Raw genomic sequence first — 15096 nt, 5'->3', positions numbered from 1 at the left:
TCGATCGTCTGCAAGATCCTCGCCGCTGCACCGCATCGGGCGTTTTGCGCAGGCACAGGAGAGAAGCTTTCATGGCAAGCGTTCTGGCAGCAAGCGGCGGCGTCAAGCAGGTGATCTGCATCAGCTGGGGCACGAAATACGGCGCACCCTTCATCAACCGGCTCTACGCCATGGTGGCACGCAACATCACGCCGCCCTTCACCTTCACCTGCTTCACCGACAGCCGCGACAATCTGCGCCCGGAAATTCTCTGCGAGGACCTGCCGCCGCTCGATGTCGAGATGCCGAAGAACACCAAGGGCATCTGGCCGAAGGCGCGGCTCTGGGGACCGAAACTCGGCAGCCTCAAGGGACCGGTGCTGTTCCTCGACTTGGACGTGGTGATCGTCGGGTCGCTCGACAGCTTCTTCGAGGTCGGCGGGCCCGACGACGTGGTGCTCGCCGTCAACCAGACGACGCCCTTCGAGCGGCTCGGGCAGACGTCGGTGTTCCGCTTCCCGGTCGGCAAGCTCGTATCGTTGCAGGAGAAGTTCCGCGCCGATCCCCAAGGCGTGGCGGATGAGTATCGGTTCGAACAGCGCTTCGTCACGCGCAACGCGCCAGGCGGGGCAAAATTCTTCCCGCGGCGCCATGTCCTGCATTTCCGCCAGGACTGCCGCTGGCCGTTCCCGCTGAACTACTATCTGGCGCCGCGCCTGCCCGCCGATGCCCGGATCGTTCTCTTTCCGCGCGGGCTTTTGCCGCAGCACGCGATCGACGGTCGGTTCGGCCACAAGGGTCGCGCTGCCACTCCGCTCGGCCATATCCGGGGTCTGGTTTCTCCCGAGCGAAGGGAGAGGAACCCGTTTCGCTATCTGCGGCATTACATCCGGCCGACCCCGTGGGTTGCCGAGCACTGGCGCGAGTGATCGCTCGTCCAGGTCCGGTTGACAGCTGTCAACACCCGCAACGTTCCTCATCGGTGACCATGCCACGAAGGAAAGCCACGCGCCGCTGAACTGGCTCATCTAAGCCAGCGGCCAATCAGTCATCCTGAAGACCTGGACGAGGTGTGGGAGGCTTGGAGGCATCGCCGCCGGCTGGGCTGAACGCTCATCCGAGTGGCGGAAATTATCAGCGAGATAGCTTCCGCTTCGCGATGGCGACGGCTTTTCAATCAATGACTTATGGTAGCGGCAAATTCGTTAAGAACAGGTATCGGAACCAAGGCTTACGCGAATCCCCGTCGATTGAAGTGTCTGATATTCCTTCTCCTGAAGCAATGGCGGCATGCACCGCCCGCCGTGCTGTAGGCGAGACGCGCTGCCAGCTTGAACATCATCTTCGGCGATTGGCTGCTTTATGTCGCGTGACAAACCGCCATTGGCATGCTCGCTCTCCGCGCTCGGTTCAGCGCACTGATCATCGGTGCGATAGTGAAGGTCTGCAGCCTTGCGCGTCGGGTCAGATCCCTGAGATATCCGCCCGGCGAAGTGATCTGGTCGGCTCTCTCGAGAATACAGGCGACGACGGTTGCGGCATTCTCGTAGCCGAGCACCGAGCAGGCCTCCTCGTAGGCGTCGGCGCTGACATCGAGCATGGTGCGCACGACAATTGCCGCAGTCATCAGGTCCTTCCAGTTCGCCACCCGGCCGGATGGTCCATAATCGGCAATTTGCGGGCAGGCCTCAAGAACGGCGGGCAAGGGGATCTCACGGCGAAACCGTTCGACTGGCGCGGTCGGCGGAACGAAGCTGTTCGGCGGCCGGGGAGGGCCGTTGCTGAGGCTCTCGTGTCGCGGTTTTCTTGTTCCAGCGGCGTTTTCCGTTTGGTTCGGATTGTCCGTCAGGCAGGCCCCCTCGCCTTTTCCCAAGCCCGGTTCAGATTCAAATTTGGAGTCTGGATCTGAATTCTGTTTGTGCCATCCATATTGGCGATCATTGCTGGCCGTTTTTTGCGAATTCAGCAATATTTCCAATCGATTGGTCAGGATGTCGCGGAGCGTTGCGAGTTTTTCGAGTAGGGCTTCGAAGACTCCGACCGGGGCCTTGCGCGGCCAACCGGCAATCAGCGCGTGGAACTCCGTTTCGAAGGCTTGGAAGTCGGCATCGGGAATGACTTCCCGGCTGAGTTCGATGAGCTTGGTTATGTCGCGGCGGCAAAGGCTCAGCCGCTCGCGAACGCGCCGCAGATGCTGCTGTTCGGCGGCAAGCTTCGCGGCGGCGGCCCTGAACTCGTCGGCGCGGGCAAGCAGTGGTGCGAGGTCGAAACCAAAGGCTTCGCCGATTGCGCCATTGCGGCTCTTGCGGGCATAGCGCTTGCCGTTCGGGCTGTCGCGGCGGACGATCAGCCCGGCGTCGACGAGGCAGGCGAGATGCCGGCGGAGCGTCGTGCCGGCCATGCCATGGGTGCGAAGCGAAAGCTGCGCATTCGAGGGAAACACGACGAGGCCGTTTTCGCTCGAGAGTTCGGCACCGGGATAGAAGCTCAACAGTGCATTGAGCACGGCGAGCGAGCGATCGGAGACGCCGATCTCCGACTTCGCTTCACAGACCGCGCGAAACAATTTCCATTTGTCGACCGACTGCTTCGGCGGACTATCGCCGGCAGCGATCTGCCTTGCGAGCATGCCAAGCGTCATCGCCCGGCGCCCGAAAGGCGTCGTCACACTTCCACGTTCCATTTTTCTTCACCTTTTCCAAGGCAAAAGAAAACCGTTCGCCGAAACGACGCCAAAAACGCTTGACACTGATTCGCGGAAATGGGAATCTCAAGTTGCTACACGAGAGAAGGGTTTCCGCAGCGCTAGTCGTTCGGAAGCCTTTTTCTTTTGCTCTGCTTAATCTCCTGTTTCCTGTTGGTATTCGAGGTAGAGAGCATCGAGCCTCTGCCTCACGAATTCTGCGAAGCCCGGTGCCGCCTTCTTGCTGAAGGCGAGCGTCGTCTCGGTATCGGTGTCGCGGATGCGCACCGGACGCGTCCGGTCGGGCGCCAGCCAGGTCTCCGATCTAGCCCGTGCCTTGGTTTCGGCCAGAAAGGCGAAGAGCTTTTCGAAGCGCCGGTCACTGTCCATTTCCGAGAACGCGCTTTGCCGAAGGTGCGAGAGCGCCTTGGCGCGCCGGCCGTCGTTCTCGAGCCGGTCGGCCAGTTCCATCCAGCGCCGACGGCCGAAGGAAGGCGCGGCACCGATCGCCTCGATGACCTCGACAGGCAGGCGGCGCACGACGGTGATCATCTTCGACAGCGCCGCCTTGTCGACACCGAGGGCCGACATGATGGTTTCGCGTGAAAAGCCGCGATCCTCGAGGCGGCTCGCGAACAGCGACCGCTCGATGAAAGAGAGATCGGTGCGGGCGTTGTTCTCCTGCCCCTGCGAGATCACGAGTTGGTCGTCGCTCAGCTCGCGAATGACCGCCTTGACCTTGCCGCCGATCTCGCGGAGGGCCGCAAGGCGTCGGTGGCCATAGGCCACCTGATAGCGGTTTTCCGCCTCCGGGTGCGGTCGCACCAGGATCGGCACCTGTTGTCCGTGGTCGCGAATCTGCTGGACCAGTGCTGCCTGCGCTTCCGTCGTGACGCCGAGCCGGTCGATGACGAAGGACGCGTCGACCAGCGCCGGGTCGAGTTCGACGATCGCGTGACCCTGCGCCAGCTGGCGCTCCAGCTCCTCGGCGCGCTCGACCTTCTGGGTGATGTTCGACAGAGATCTGGTGATGCCGCCGACAAGCGCATTGGTTCGATGCGCCGGGGCAAGGCCGGCGATCGGCCGATCGACGGCCGGCCGTTCCCCGTCGGGCGGAGCGGCCGGGCTGTCGGAGATGCCGATCAGGTTCTTGCGGGCCATCGGTTACTTCCTTCCCCAGACGCTGCGGATCATCTCTTCGATCTCCGCATTGACGAGCGAGAGGGAGTCCATCGCCCGGTCATAGGTGCCGCGGATGAATTGCGAGCGCTCGACCTCGTACAGCGTCTGCTTCGTGACGCCGGCATCCGAGATGGCGGTCGATTTCACCATGGCATTCTGCAGCATCCGGTTGCCGAAGATCGCCCGCATGAAGCCGGTCATCTGGCTCTGGGGCCCGTCATTCGGTTCGAAGCGCGTCACGAGGTAGCGCATCCAGTCATAGCTGGTGCGGCCGCCCGCCTTTTCGACGACGGCCATCAGTTCGCTGGTCATCGACAGGAACTGGGACATCGACATGACGTCGAGCATTTGCGGATGCACGGTGATGAGCACCGACGTTGCGGCGCAGAGCGCCGACATCGTCAGGAAGCCGAGCTGCGGCGGGCAATCGATGACGACAATGTCGTAGAAGCTTTCGATCTCCGTCAGCACCTCGCCGATCCGCGCGAAGAACAGCGTCTCCGCCGATCCGTCGATCATCGCCTTCGGCGTCTCGTGCTCGAACTCCATCAATTCGAGATTGCCGGGGATCAAGTGAAGATTCGTCGTATAGGTCGAGCGCACCACGTCGGCGATCGGGCGAGGGGCCTCATAGCGAATGGCGCCATAAAGGGTCTCGGCGTCACCCACATCGAGTTCCGGCTGATGGCCGAAAAGCGCCGAAAGCGACGCCTGCGGATCGAGGTCGATCGCCAGCACGCGATAGCCGCGCAGCGCAAGATATTGCGACAGGTGCGCCGCAGTGGTCGTCTTGCCTGAACCGCCCTTGAAGTTCATCACCGAGATGACCTGCAGCTTTTCGCCCGGCCGCCGATGCGGGATGTATTTGCCCGTCTTGGCGCCCTCGTCGAGGACGCGGCGTATCCGCTCGATGTCGTCGACCGCATACATGCGCCGGCCGTTTGACAGCGGCTCGGGGCCGTGGCCTTCTGAGGCGATCTGGCGCAGGTAGCCTTCACCGATTCCGATGAAGGCGGCGGCCTCCGCCGGGCTGAAGAGCCGCATGGTCTTCTGGGCCGTCGGAGAGAAGATCTTCTTTTGGTGTTCCTGCAGTTGATGAGCAAGTTCCTGAGCGTCGGCAGCCAGCAGGGAGGGCAAGTGCTCCTGCTCGTCGACGCTCTGGACTCTCGGCTGCAACATCATGATCTCCGAAAACTGCGCAAAAACCGGCAATGGAAGCGAATCTGCGCAGTTATACTATGCGCCGATTCGTTGCTGATTGACAAACGCTTGGAAAATAGGCCCGCTTTGCTCAGAGCGCGGCATTGTTTTGAATATCGCTCCTGAGAGTTGTCCGCGGACAACCCGCGCGCTGCTGTTTGGTATGGCCGTAAGCCGGCGCGCAGCCACAGCCGCGTTGCGGCGAGCTGGACATGGCGAGGAAGTTGGCAGCAAGCCTGAAATAGCGGGTGGCGACGCGGCGGAAATGCTTCAGCTTGGGGAAGAAGCGGTCCTCGGGCTAATCGCGCGACGCTGCGGGAACGTATGTTAACCTAATCACGTCCTCGCCAATTCGATCGCTGGCCACGAGGCGCAGCGGCGGCCGCGGCCCTGCGAAGAACGGCTTGCCGCGACCAAGCACGACGGGATGGAGGTACAGGCGATACTCATCGACAAGACCGAGGTCGGTCAGGCTTCGCGCCAGCTCTGGTCCGGCAACTTCAATCTCTCCATCAAGTCGAGCTTTCAGCCCGCGTATCGCCGCCTCGATGTCGTCCCCAACGAGTGTGGCGTTCGGGCCCACGGAGTTCAACGAGCGCGACACGACCCACTTCGGTTGGCTCCGCCACGCCGCCGCGTAGTCGCGTTCCTCCGCGTCCCACTCAGAACGATCCTCGTCCCAGTACCGCATCACCTCGTACATGCGGCGACCGTACACGCTGCCGGCCAGGCCGCGCACATCGTCGATGAAATGACGAAAGAGCGCGGGATCGGGCGCAAATTCCGTGTGGTCGACATACCCGTCCAGGGACTGGTTCAAGGCGTAGACGAGCTTTGCCATGCTGCAGGATCTCCTCCCCCGGTTCATCGGAAAGGCTCGGGCCGATGCTACGCAGAAGTGAAGTTGGTTGCAATCTGTCCGCCGCTTCGTCGGTGAGACCAATGACAGAGCTTCGCTTTCCGACACTGAACAGAGGAAAGATACGGCACACACCCGGTAGGGCTGTCACCGGCGACGGAAATCGCTAAGGTGCGGGGCTGGTTATCAGCGAGGGCCGCGCCATTTCCAACGATCATCCTACAGCGGATAGAGACCGTTCCGAGCAGCTGTCGCTGCACCAGAGAATCCTGAACGACGTCGAGGGCAACATTCTCTCGGGACTCTGGCCGCCCGGCCACCGGATTCCGTACGAGCACGAGCTGACGGAGCAATATGGTTGCTCCCGGATGACCGTGAACAAGGCGCTCAGCGATCTCGTCAAGCGCGGCCTGATAGAACGCCGGCGCAAATCCGGTAGCTATGTCACCTTTCCGCACGTCCAGTCGGCGGTCATGGAGATCCATGATGTCAAGCTCGAGGTCGAATCGCTCGGTCTGGATTATGGCTACCATCTCGACGAACGCTTGCTGCGCGAGGTCAAGGTGGGCGATTCGGCGCGAATCGATCTGCCGGCCTCGGCGCGCCTGCTGGAAATCACCTGCCGGCATTTCGCCGGCGGCCGGCCCTTTTGCCTCGAAGAGCGGCTGATCAGCCTTGCGGCGGTGCCGGAGGCCGAAACCGAGCGTTTCGATGCGGTTGCGCCGGGCTCATGGCTGCTCGGCCAGATCCCCTGGAGCACCGCCGAGCATAAAATCCGGGCCGTGGCGGCGAGCCGCCAGGCGGCACAGGCGCTGGACATAGCGATCGGCGCCCCCTGTCTGGTGATCGAGCGGCGGACCTGGAGCGGCGGCGCGCCCGTCACCAGCGTGCGGCTCACCTATCCCGGCGATCGGCACGAACTCGTCGCCGAATTCGCACCTGGCGCGAACGGATAGTCCGGGTTTCAGTCAACACCATTTTCAGAACGCATCCGCAGAAGGGATGGATGCGTTGCAGGTCGATTGGGCGAATATGATTGATATCTAATATACGACCGGCCGTCCCGCTGGCCTTCAGGCGCGGCGCACAGCCGCAACGCGACATTCCGGACTGCCTGGGCTCGGTCGGCCGGCCTTTCGTCACCCCTCGCCAGGAAAAAACAGCAATCTCTGGCACTTTGCCTCCGAGAGGGGCATCCTATCTTCCTAAGAGTGTCATTCGGTAGAGGGAGGAACGCGGATGCGCTGCTTTACGGTACTTGGTCCTTCGCAGATCGGAAAATCCACGCTCGTGGAAAGGTTGGGCTCGCTGGAAGGCGAGCCGAAAAAGTCAGTTTCCCCTTACGGTCTATCCATCACTGAATTTGATTTTGGCGGCGAGGCCTGGTGTGCTCTCGACGTGCCGGGCAACAACGAGGCGCTTGCCCATGCGCAGGACGCGCTGCTGGCGAGCGACGCCTGCGTTCTCTGCGTTTCGCCGGTCCTCGACGAGGCGGTGCTCGCCGCCCCCTATCTCAGGGCGATCGAGGCCTCCGGCACGCCCTGCATCCTCTTCGTCAACCGCATGGACGAGCCGCGCGGCCGGCTGCGCGACGTCGTCGCCGCGCTGCAGGACTATTGCAGCCGTCCGCTCGTCCTGCGGCAAATCCCGATCCGCGACGGCGACAAGATCATCGGCAGCTGCGACCTCATTTCGGAGCGCGCCTGGCGCTATCGCGAAGGCCAGACCTCTTCGCTCTTCGAGATACCCGAGAGCGCGATCGAGCGCGAGCACGAGGCGCGGTCCGAGCTGCTCGAGCATCTTTCGGAGTTCGACGACTGGCTCCTGGAGGAACTGATCGAGGACCGCGAGCCGGCGAGCGACACGATCTATGCGATCTCGACCCGGGTTTTGAGCGAAAACAGGATCATTCCGGTGCTGCTTGGCGCGGCGAGCCACAGCAACGGCATCATGCGGCTGATGAAGGCACTGCGCCACGAGGCGCCGCGCGCCGATGCGCTGCGCAAGCGCCTGGCCGCATCTGCCGGCATCGACGAGGCAACGCTGACGGCCGTCAGCTTCCACGCCTACCACCGGCAGAGTGTCGGCAAGACGGTTGTCGCCCGCGCCCTGCAGAACGGCGTGAAGCAGGGAGCGGTGCTCGGCGGCGCCGGCCTCGGCGCGCTCCAGGACCCGGCGAGCGGCCGGCCGATGGCGAGCGGCATCACCGTGGCCGGGCAGGTTTTCGCGGCGGTGAAATCGGATCACCTGACGGTTCCCGCCCTGCTGACGCCCCATGCGACGGTCGCGCCGCCCGACTGGACGGCACCGCCGACCCCGATCCTCCAGCGTATTCTGGTGCCGGAAAGCGAGCGCGACGAGAACAAGCTTTCCGAAACCTTGGCAAAACTCGCCGAAACCGACCGCGGCCTGACGGTCACGCAGGAGGAGGGGACCGGCGCGCAACTGGTCAGCGTCCAGGGGCCGGTTCACCTGCGCGACATCTGCCGGACGCTCTCCGATGTCTTCCATGTGGAGGTCGGCGAGCGGCCGCCGAGCCCGGTCTATCGGGAGACCATCTCCAAGTCGGCGGAGGTTCACTACCGCCATCGCAAGCAGACCGGCGGAGCCGGTCAGTTCGCGGATGTCAAGCTGAGCGTCCATCCGAACGGGCGCGGCGAGGGGTTCTCCTTTGCCGAAACCGTCAAGGGCGGCGCGGTGCCGCGAAACTTCATCCCGGCCGTCGAAGCCGGCGCCCGCGAGGCGATGGACAAGGGCCCGCTCGGCTTCAAGGCGATCGATATCGGCGTGCTGCTGACCGACGGCCAGCACCACTCCGTCGACAGTTCGGAATATGCCTTCCGGACGGCCGGCAAACTCGGGGTGCGGCAGGCGCTGTCGCAGGCCGCCGCCGTGCTGCTGCAGCCGATCTTTCGGGTGGAGATCCATGTGCCGTCGATCTATTCCGGCGCGCTCGTGCCGGTCGTCTCGACCCTCAAGGGCCAGGTCCTCGGCTTCGACCGCGACGAGGCGGCGAAGGGATGGGACATCTTCCGCGCGCTCATCCCCGGCAGTGCGTTTGAAGACCTGGCCCGGGCGCTGAGATCGGCGACGCAGGGCATCGGCTATTTTTCGAAGAGCTTCGATCATTTCGAAGAGCTCTACGGCAAGGAGGCGCAGGCGATCATCCACGCGCATGGCACGCATGCGAACGAGCATTGAGAGGCGAGGGGAAAGGCGAGGGGAGGGAGGCCGGCGCTGACTTGCAATCCTGCGCTTGAATTGCATCCCCGCAAGTAATACCTATCAGGAGACAGAGTATTACCGAGGGATGCAGATGGCAACGACGGTCACCGCCAAGGGCCAGGTCACGATTCCAAAACAGGTCCGAGACCTGATGGGAATCGGCCCCGGCAGCAAGGTTGAGTTCCTCCGCTCGAACGACGGCAGCATCGTGCTCGTCCGGGCCGACGAAAAACGGCCCAAGAGCCGGTTCGCCCGCTTGCGTGGTCACGCCGGGAAGGGGCTCAGCACCGATGCCATCATGGCGTTGACCCGCGGCGAACCGTGACGCTGGTGGATACCAATGTCCTTCTGGACGTTGTCACCGACGATGCGCGCTGGGCCGATTGGTCGATCGCTGCGCTCGAGGCGGCGAGCCTTGAGGGGCCTTTGTTGATCAACGACACGGTCTATGCTGAGCTCGCGGTGCGGTATGACCGTATCGAGCAGCTCGAGGCTTTCCTGAGCGAGGCGGGACTGGAACTCACGCCAACGCCACGCGAAGCGCTTTTTCTTGCCGGCAAGGTCTTCACCCGGTATCGCCGGTCAGGCGGATCCAGGACCGGCGTTTTGCCGGATTTCTTCATCGGGGCTCACGCTGCGGTCAGTCAACTCCCCTTGTTGACCCGTGATACCAGCCGTTACCGCACCTATTTCCCATCACTCGCGCTGATAGCGCCGGATGCTCCCTAGCATCCTTTCCCTATGCGTATCCGCCAGGAGTCGATGAACATGCAGTAGAGCCTTTTCTGGATAAATGGAACCATTCTACGAGAGCAGGGGCAATTGCCCTCCGAAGATGCCGGACCTTCAGCCAACAGGATGGTTTCATTTAAATTGAAGAAGGGCTATTTGGAGCCCTCCGGGGTGCCTTGGCTGGCGACCGCTTTCCACCCAACCGCGACCGATAGAAACCTTTCCCCGAGACCGAATGCTTCCCAGAATTATCTCGACTCTCGCAAAATAGGTGCCACATTATGGAAAGATGACCGGCGGGAACGATAGCGGGAATGCGGGTGCCGCAAGGCAGCGCTTCGGTTTGGCAGGACTTGCCGAAGCGATCGTCGAGACGCTTGATCAGCCGCTGCTGATCCTCACTTCCGATCTCACCGTTGCCGACGTCAATTCCGCATACTGCGAAACCTTCGGCGTCACAGCCGAGGGAACGCGCGGCCAGCCGATATACTGGCTGGGAAACGGGCAATGGGACATTCCCGAGCTGCGCGGGCTCCTGGAGCAGGTCCTGCCCGAACGCACGATCGTGAAAGGCTACCGGATCGAGCACAAGTTTCCCAATATCGGGAGGCGAGTCATGATCCTGAACGCCCGAAGAATAACGGCGGATGATGGGCGGCCGGAATTGCTCCTGCTCACAGTCTCTGATCGAACGGAAGCCGAGCAAGCCCGGTTTGAACTCGAAGGACATCGGGAGTTTCTGGAAAAGCTGATTGATAGCGTTCGCGAAGGACTCCTGGTGCTCGACTGGGATCTGCGAGTCGTCAGGGCGAACCAGACCTTCTATGACCTGTTTCAGGTTTCCCGCTCCGACACTGAAGGCCGGCTGGTGTACGAACTCGGGAACCGGCAATGGGACATTCCGAAATTGAGGGAGCTCTTGGAAGATGTTCTTCCCGACAACAATGCTTTTGACGATGTCGAGGTAGAGCACGACTTCGAAACGGTCGGACCGCGCATCATGCTCCTCAATGGCCGCCGTCTCGATCATCTCGACCTGATCCTGCTGGCGATACGCGACGTCACCGAACAACGCCTGTTGGAGGCGCAGCAACAGACGTTGATGGGCGAACTGCATCACCGGGTGAAGAACATCCTGGCGAGCGTGAACGCGCTGGCAAATCGAAGCCTGCATGAAAGTCAATCTCTTGATGAGTTTCGCGACAGGTTTGCAACTCGCCTGGGCGCCCTCTCCAGGACCCAGGACCTGCTGATGCGCGCGCCTGCGCACGATGTCCGCATGGCTGAAGTCCTGCGGCTTGAGCTGGAGGCCCAGGGCGGTCATGAGGGAGAAAACTACCAAGTCGACGGTCCGGACGTCATCCTGTCGCGGGAAAGCACGCAAGCGTTCGCCATGGCGATCCATGAACTGGCCACCAATGCAGTAAAGCACGGTGCCTGGGCCACCCCCGAAGGCCGGCTGAAGGTAACTTGGACGGCACACCGAAGAAAGGGCAATGGAACACTAATCCGTTTTCGCTGGCGAGAGAACGGCCGCGATATCGATACCGCCCCCGCTCGCAAGGGCTACGGCTCGCAAGTGTTGGAGGGAGTGTTTAGCCATTCCCTGGACGGCACGTCGGAATTGACGCTCCATCCTGACGGCGCCGAGTTCGCTGCTGAATTCAAGCTGCCGGATTAGGTTTCGCCCGCTGCTTGCTCCACACGATGGGGATGACGTGCTTTCCACACTCTCGCGACGGGAATGATCGAGGGCCGGAACGGCGCGTTTCGGATCGATTTCGTAAGTCTCGGCGGTTACAATACAACCCCTGCACGACGAGGGGGTCGGCGGCATGCGCGCATCGGCCGGGCAGGGACCCGAGCCTGCTATTCGACGAGAATGGCCCTGAAGTCGTTGACGTTCGTTCCGGTCGGCCCGGGAGCGAACAGGTCTCCGACGGCGTGAAACGCCGACCAGGAATCGTTGGCGTCGAGCAGTTCTCACGCATCCAGCGATCCTGTCGCAGTCGTCACCTAAGCCGTATCGCGTGACGACGACGCCCGACAGCGGACCGTCCCAATGGCTCTCCACAGCCTTTGCCATCGGCGCCGAACCCTTGCCGACACCGATGACGACGGTGCGGCCTCTCGGGCGCGGCGGCAGATTGGCGGCGATCACCTTTGCCGGATCGGCTGCAGTGACGGCGGCATCAAAGAGCGAGGTCAAGAACGGCCGGCGCTCGTCGGGCGGCAACAAGTCTTATTCCTCCGACGGCCCGTAGAGGCCGAGCTGGTCGAGCAGCGCCCGCTGCCGGCCGGCACTTTCGACCAGCAGGCCGGTGTAGCGATCGACGATCCGGCCGCGATGATCCGGATCGGAGACGGCGGAGAGAGCACCCAGGATTGCGGCGACCCTTTCCGAAGTCTGCCGCAATTCGTCCAGGAGTTCGGCCTTGCCGCCGACCTCGGTGACCGCCCGCTTCGTCACCCGTCCGATGCCGGCCGGCGTGCGGCTGCCGGCTGCCACGTAGCCCTCCGGCAGGTCGCCCTTGAGATTGGTGACCGATTTGAAGCGGATGACGTCGAAGATCTGGTCGACCGCCTGCTTCGCGCCGGTCACCCGCGAGGGATGGTCGGTGTCGGCGGCCGCATGCGGCAGCAATTCCAGCTTGCCCTTGTGGCGCTCTTCGAGCGGCAGATAGGGAAGCATCGGCCCGCTGAGCCTGCCGGTCGCGGCGTCCTTGAAGAGGTCGGCGTCGATCGCCGCATGCGCGATCTTGCCGGACGAGAGCGCCTCGTCGAGCGCGGCGGCGTCGACGACTTCGCCCCGGTCGTAGTTGACCAGTACCGCACCGTCGTTCATCGCGCCGAGCACTTGTCCATTGACGGTTCCGGCGTTGGAATAGACGCCGGTCGCTGCGTCCAGGCGGCCGAGGCCGATGTGGACGGAGAGCACGTCGGCGCCGGTCGCCGCCGCAACAGGACTTGCGGCATATTCGAAGCCTTCCGCCTCGATCCAGCGCTTGTGATGCTCGCGGGCGTAGATCGCCACCTTCATGCCGAAAGCCTTGGCGAGCTTGGCGACTTCGCGGCCGATATTGCCGTAGCCGAGAATGGCGATCTTCCGGCCCTCGAGCTTGGCGGTTGGAAAGTCCTTGAGCTGACGGCCGGTGTCGAAGTCGCCCTCGGCAACCATCCGGTGCAGCCTGTCGACCGGCAGGTCGGGAACGACCTTCAGCACCGCCTTCATCGCCATCTGAGCGGTCGCGCGGCTATTGATGCCCGGCGTGTTCATCAGCGGCGCGCTGCCGCCCTCGCCGTTGCCGCCGCCCCAGGAGGCCGAGCCCATGTTGCCGGTGCCGGCGCCGATGCGCACGCCGCCGAGCGGGAACACGGAGGCCTTCGGAATGAAGGTCGCCGCCGCGATCAGCGCGTCGTACTGGCCCTTGTCGGTCTGTGGCAGGATCTCCGCCTCGGTGCTGAGATCCGGCTGGTAGAAGAAATGGATGCGGCCCTTCTCGAGCACCGACCGGTCGCCGAGCGGCCCGAGATGGAAGACGCCGCCCTTCGCCTCGACATAGGCCTTGATCTCGCTGTGATCCGGCTTGCCGTCGGGGCCGAAACGCAGGCCGACCAGGTCTGCGATCAGCACGGTATAGGCGCGCGCGGGATCGTCCTTGCGGACGGCCCCGCCGGCCTTGGCCGGGGCCTCGAAAGTGACGCCGCTTTTCGCCAGTTCCTCTTCGAGAACGACGATCTTGGCGCGCAGATACGCATATTGCAGGTTCTCCAGCAGCGCGACGACATCTTCCGGCTCGCGGATGCCGCCGACCCAGGCGCGGTAGTCGCCGGGCGTGCCCGGGAAGGCATTGACGTAGCGGGCCGCATCGAGGCCGGGCTCGTATTCGCCGTTCGGATGGGTGATGCCCTCATAGCCGAGCAGTTGCTTCGAACGGGCGATGATGCGGGCGTGGACGCCGGGATCGGTGATGCCGTCGTCCTCGACCTTCAGCAGCGTCACCGCCGCGCCGCGCCGCTCGGCATCGGTGACGGTCAGCGACAGAAGCGGATGCGACTTGACCCACTCGTCGATTACCTTGCGATTGGCGGCAGAACGGCGGTTGAGTTCGACGACAGAACCAACCCGAGCCTCCGACTGCATCAGGCCGAAGGTGGTTTCGGCAAAGGCGAGCGCGCTGTAGGTGTTGATGACGCCGCCGAGCATACGGTCTTCGGCGGCATCGTAGAACGGCCCGGCATCGACGGAGCGCTTGGCCGAAAACGGCTGCCTGGGGTCGATCGGCGGCGCGATCTTCAGCTGACGCGGGATTGCCCAGGCAGGATCCTGCTGGTTCTTCTCGATCAGGGCCAGGGCATGCGGCGTGAAGGAGGCGACAAAATAGCCGGAAATCCCGCCGATCGCCTTCTGGAACGGCATGAACAGGCAGCACTTCGCCATCACGGCACTGACCAGTTCGGGCTCCCACGGCATGGCGCCGAGCATCGAGGTGGCATCGAACACCGCATGACGGTTCGCCGGATCGCCGTCGATCCAGCTCAAAAGCTCGCGGATCTCGCGGCTCGTATAAGCGTTGGCCCCGGTCGTCTCGTGGCCGACACCGACGAAGATCGAAACGCCAAGTTCAGACAGCTCCGCCGCCGTCGGGATCACGCCTTCGGAGACGGCGAAATGGATTCGGCTCTCGCAGCCCTTTTCGGCGAAGCGCTGCATCTCGATCAGCTGGGTCGCCCAGGACTGGCGGAAGAAGCCGGCGGCCCTGGACGGATCGCTCTCCGGCTGCGGCGTATCCACATAGATGCGTTGGGAGGCGTCGTTGGCGTTCATCAGGTGCTGGACGCAGACGGTGAAGCCGCTGTGGCCACCGCCAAGCCCGACCGCCATGCGGTTCGTCTTCGGAAAGCCGAAATAGCGATGGATCGCCCGCATCATGTCGGTCAGGATTTTGTCTGCCGGATAGCCGCGGTGCATGCTGCGGGAAATCTCGGCGGTGGTGAAGCCGCCGATGTCGTTACCCCTGTCGTCGAACTTGCGATAGGTCTTCTCGATCCAGGCGTCAAAGGCGATGCGCCGCAGGCGGCTGTCCACTTCGTCGGTGGTCGCATCGGTGATCGGGCCGACGCCGAAGAACGGATTGGACGGCAGCCTCGGCGCGCCCGATTTGGTCAGTTCGAGTGCCTTCAGTCGCTGTTCCTGCATCTGCGCGATATTCGTCATGATCTGCCTATCTGTTTT

At 63.1% G+C, this 15096-nt stretch carries 12 protein-coding genes and 2 pseudogenes; 6 read left to right on the top strand and 8 right to left on the bottom strand.

From position 1 onward, the window contains the following. Positions 1–71 precede the first annotated feature (71 nt). On the top strand, positions 72–908 hold the full coding sequence (locus AU381_RS21925; protein ID WP_064243828.1) for a hypothetical protein: 837 nt from the start codon (positions 72–74) through the stop codon (positions 906–908). A gap of 431 nt (positions 909–1339) precedes the next feature. On the opposite strand, the gene repC is transcribed toward AU381_RS21925, so the two are convergent. From repC to AU381_RS21905, 5 genes and pseudogenes are all read right to left on the bottom strand, one after another. Beyond that, positions 1340–2662, bottom strand: coding sequence for a plasmid replication protein RepC (repC, locus tag AU381_RS21920; RefSeq protein WP_064243827.1), 1323 nt, complete (start codon positions 2660–2662; stop codon positions 1340–1342). Between the two features lie 156 nt (positions 2663–2818). After that, on the bottom strand, positions 2819–3823 hold the full coding sequence (repB, locus tag AU381_RS21915; RefSeq protein WP_064243826.1) for a plasmid partitioning protein RepB: 1005 nt from the start codon (positions 3821–3823) through the stop codon (positions 2819–2821). Positions 3824–3826: 3 nt separating this feature from the next. Continuing rightward, on the bottom strand, positions 3827–5020 hold the full coding sequence (repA, locus tag AU381_RS21910) for a plasmid partitioning protein RepA (RefSeq protein ID WP_064244190.1): 1194 nt from the start codon (positions 5018–5020) through the stop codon (positions 3827–3829). Positions 5021–5223: 203 nt separating this feature from the next. Continuing rightward, positions 5224–5336 (bottom strand): annotated as a pseudogene (locus tag AU381_RS29870) (IS5/IS1182 family transposase); the annotation flags it as partial. A 6-nt stretch (positions 5337–5342) separates the two neighbouring features. Further along, positions 5343–5885 carry a dihydrofolate reductase family protein gene (locus AU381_RS21905; protein WP_064243825.1) on the bottom strand — a complete coding sequence of 181 codons (543 nt, stop codon included), beginning with the start codon at positions 5883–5885 and terminating at the stop codon, positions 5343–5345. A 266-nt stretch (positions 5886–6151) separates the two neighbouring features. On the opposite strand from AU381_RS21905, the gene hutC reads away from it, so the two are divergent. The 5 genes from hutC (at position 6152) to AU381_RS21880 (ending at position 11541) form a co-directional block, all read left to right on the top strand. After that, complete coding sequence (hutC, locus tag AU381_RS21900; protein WP_082910274.1) at positions 6152–6859, top strand: histidine utilization transcriptional repressor HutC; 708 nt, start codon at positions 6152–6154, stop codon at positions 6857–6859. A gap of 283 nt (positions 6860–7142) precedes the next feature. Then, the gene (locus AU381_RS21895; RefSeq protein WP_064243823.1) at positions 7143–9104 is read left to right on the top strand and encodes an elongation factor G; all 1962 of its coding nucleotides are present in this window, start codon (positions 7143–7145) and stop codon (positions 9102–9104) included. A gap of 115 nt (positions 9105–9219) precedes the next feature. Continuing rightward, complete coding sequence (locus AU381_RS21890) at positions 9220–9453, top strand: AbrB/MazE/SpoVT family DNA-binding domain-containing protein (protein ID WP_064244189.1); 234 nt, start codon at positions 9220–9222, stop codon at positions 9451–9453. Further along, the gene (locus tag AU381_RS21885) at positions 9450–9857 is read left to right on the top strand and encodes a type II toxin-antitoxin system VapC family toxin (RefSeq protein ID WP_064243822.1); all 408 of its coding nucleotides are present in this window, start codon (positions 9450–9452) and stop codon (positions 9855–9857) included. The genes AU381_RS21890 and AU381_RS21885 overlap by 4 nt, the downstream gene beginning before the upstream one ends. Positions 9858–10149: 292 nt before the next feature. After that, on the top strand, positions 10150–11541 hold the full coding sequence (locus tag AU381_RS21880) for a sensor histidine kinase (protein ID WP_064243821.1): 1392 nt from the start codon (positions 10150–10152) through the stop codon (positions 11539–11541). Between the two features lie 188 nt (positions 11542–11729). Here AU381_RS21880 and AU381_RS31250 read toward each other — a convergent pair whose 3' ends face one another. From AU381_RS31250 to AU381_RS21870, 3 genes and pseudogenes are all read right to left on the bottom strand, one after another. Then, positions 11730–11840, bottom strand: coding sequence for an MOFRL family protein (locus AU381_RS31250; RefSeq protein WP_162273453.1), 111 nt, complete (start codon positions 11838–11840; stop codon positions 11730–11732). 16 nt (positions 11841–11856) lie between these two features. Continuing rightward, a pseudogene (locus tag AU381_RS28885) lies at positions 11857–12096 on the bottom strand (DUF4147 domain-containing protein); the annotation flags it as partial. 6 nt (positions 12097–12102) lie between these two features. Further along, the gene (locus AU381_RS21870; protein WP_064243819.1) at positions 12103–15078 is read right to left on the bottom strand and encodes an NAD(P)-dependent oxidoreductase; all 2976 of its coding nucleotides are present in this window, start codon (positions 15076–15078) and stop codon (positions 12103–12105) included. Between the last annotated feature and the right edge of the window lie 18 nt (positions 15079–15096).

Origin of the sequence: Sinorhizobium glycinis (assembly GCF_001651865.1) — a bacterium.
GTDB classification, from domain to species: Bacteria; Pseudomonadota; Alphaproteobacteria; order Rhizobiales; family Rhizobiaceae; genus Sinorhizobium; species Sinorhizobium glycinis.
This window is presented reverse-complemented; position numbering and strand designations above follow the sequence as displayed.

Bases quoted from the DNA above. Each gene is read 5' to 3' on its own strand.
- AU381_RS21925 (WP_064243828.1), top strand. From the start codon at position 72: ATGGCAAGCGTTCTGGCAGCAAGCGGCGGCGTCAAGCAGGTGATCTGC.
- repC (WP_064243827.1), bottom strand. From the start codon at position 2,662: ATGGAACGTGGAAGTGTGACGACGCCTTTCGGGCGCCGGGCGATGACG.
- repB (WP_064243826.1), bottom strand. From the start codon at position 3,823: ATGGCCCGCAAGAACCTGATCGGCATCTCCGACAGCCCGGCCGCTCCG.
- AU381_RS21905 (WP_064243825.1), bottom strand. From the start codon at position 5,885: ATGGCAAAGCTCGTCTACGCCTTGAACCAGTCCCTGGACGGGTATGTC.
- AU381_RS21895 (WP_064243823.1), top strand. From the start codon at position 7,143: ATGCGCTGCTTTACGGTACTTGGTCCTTCGCAGATCGGAAAATCCACG.
- AU381_RS21890 (WP_064244189.1), top strand. From the start codon at position 9,220: ATGGCAACGACGGTCACCGCCAAGGGCCAGGTCACGATTCCAAAACAG.
- AU381_RS21880 (WP_064243821.1), top strand. From the start codon at position 10,150: ATGACCGGCGGGAACGATAGCGGGAATGCGGGTGCCGCAAGGCAGCGC.
- AU381_RS21870 (WP_064243819.1), bottom strand. From the start codon at position 15,078: ATGACGAATATCGCGCAGATGCAGGAACAGCGACTGAAGGCACTCGAA.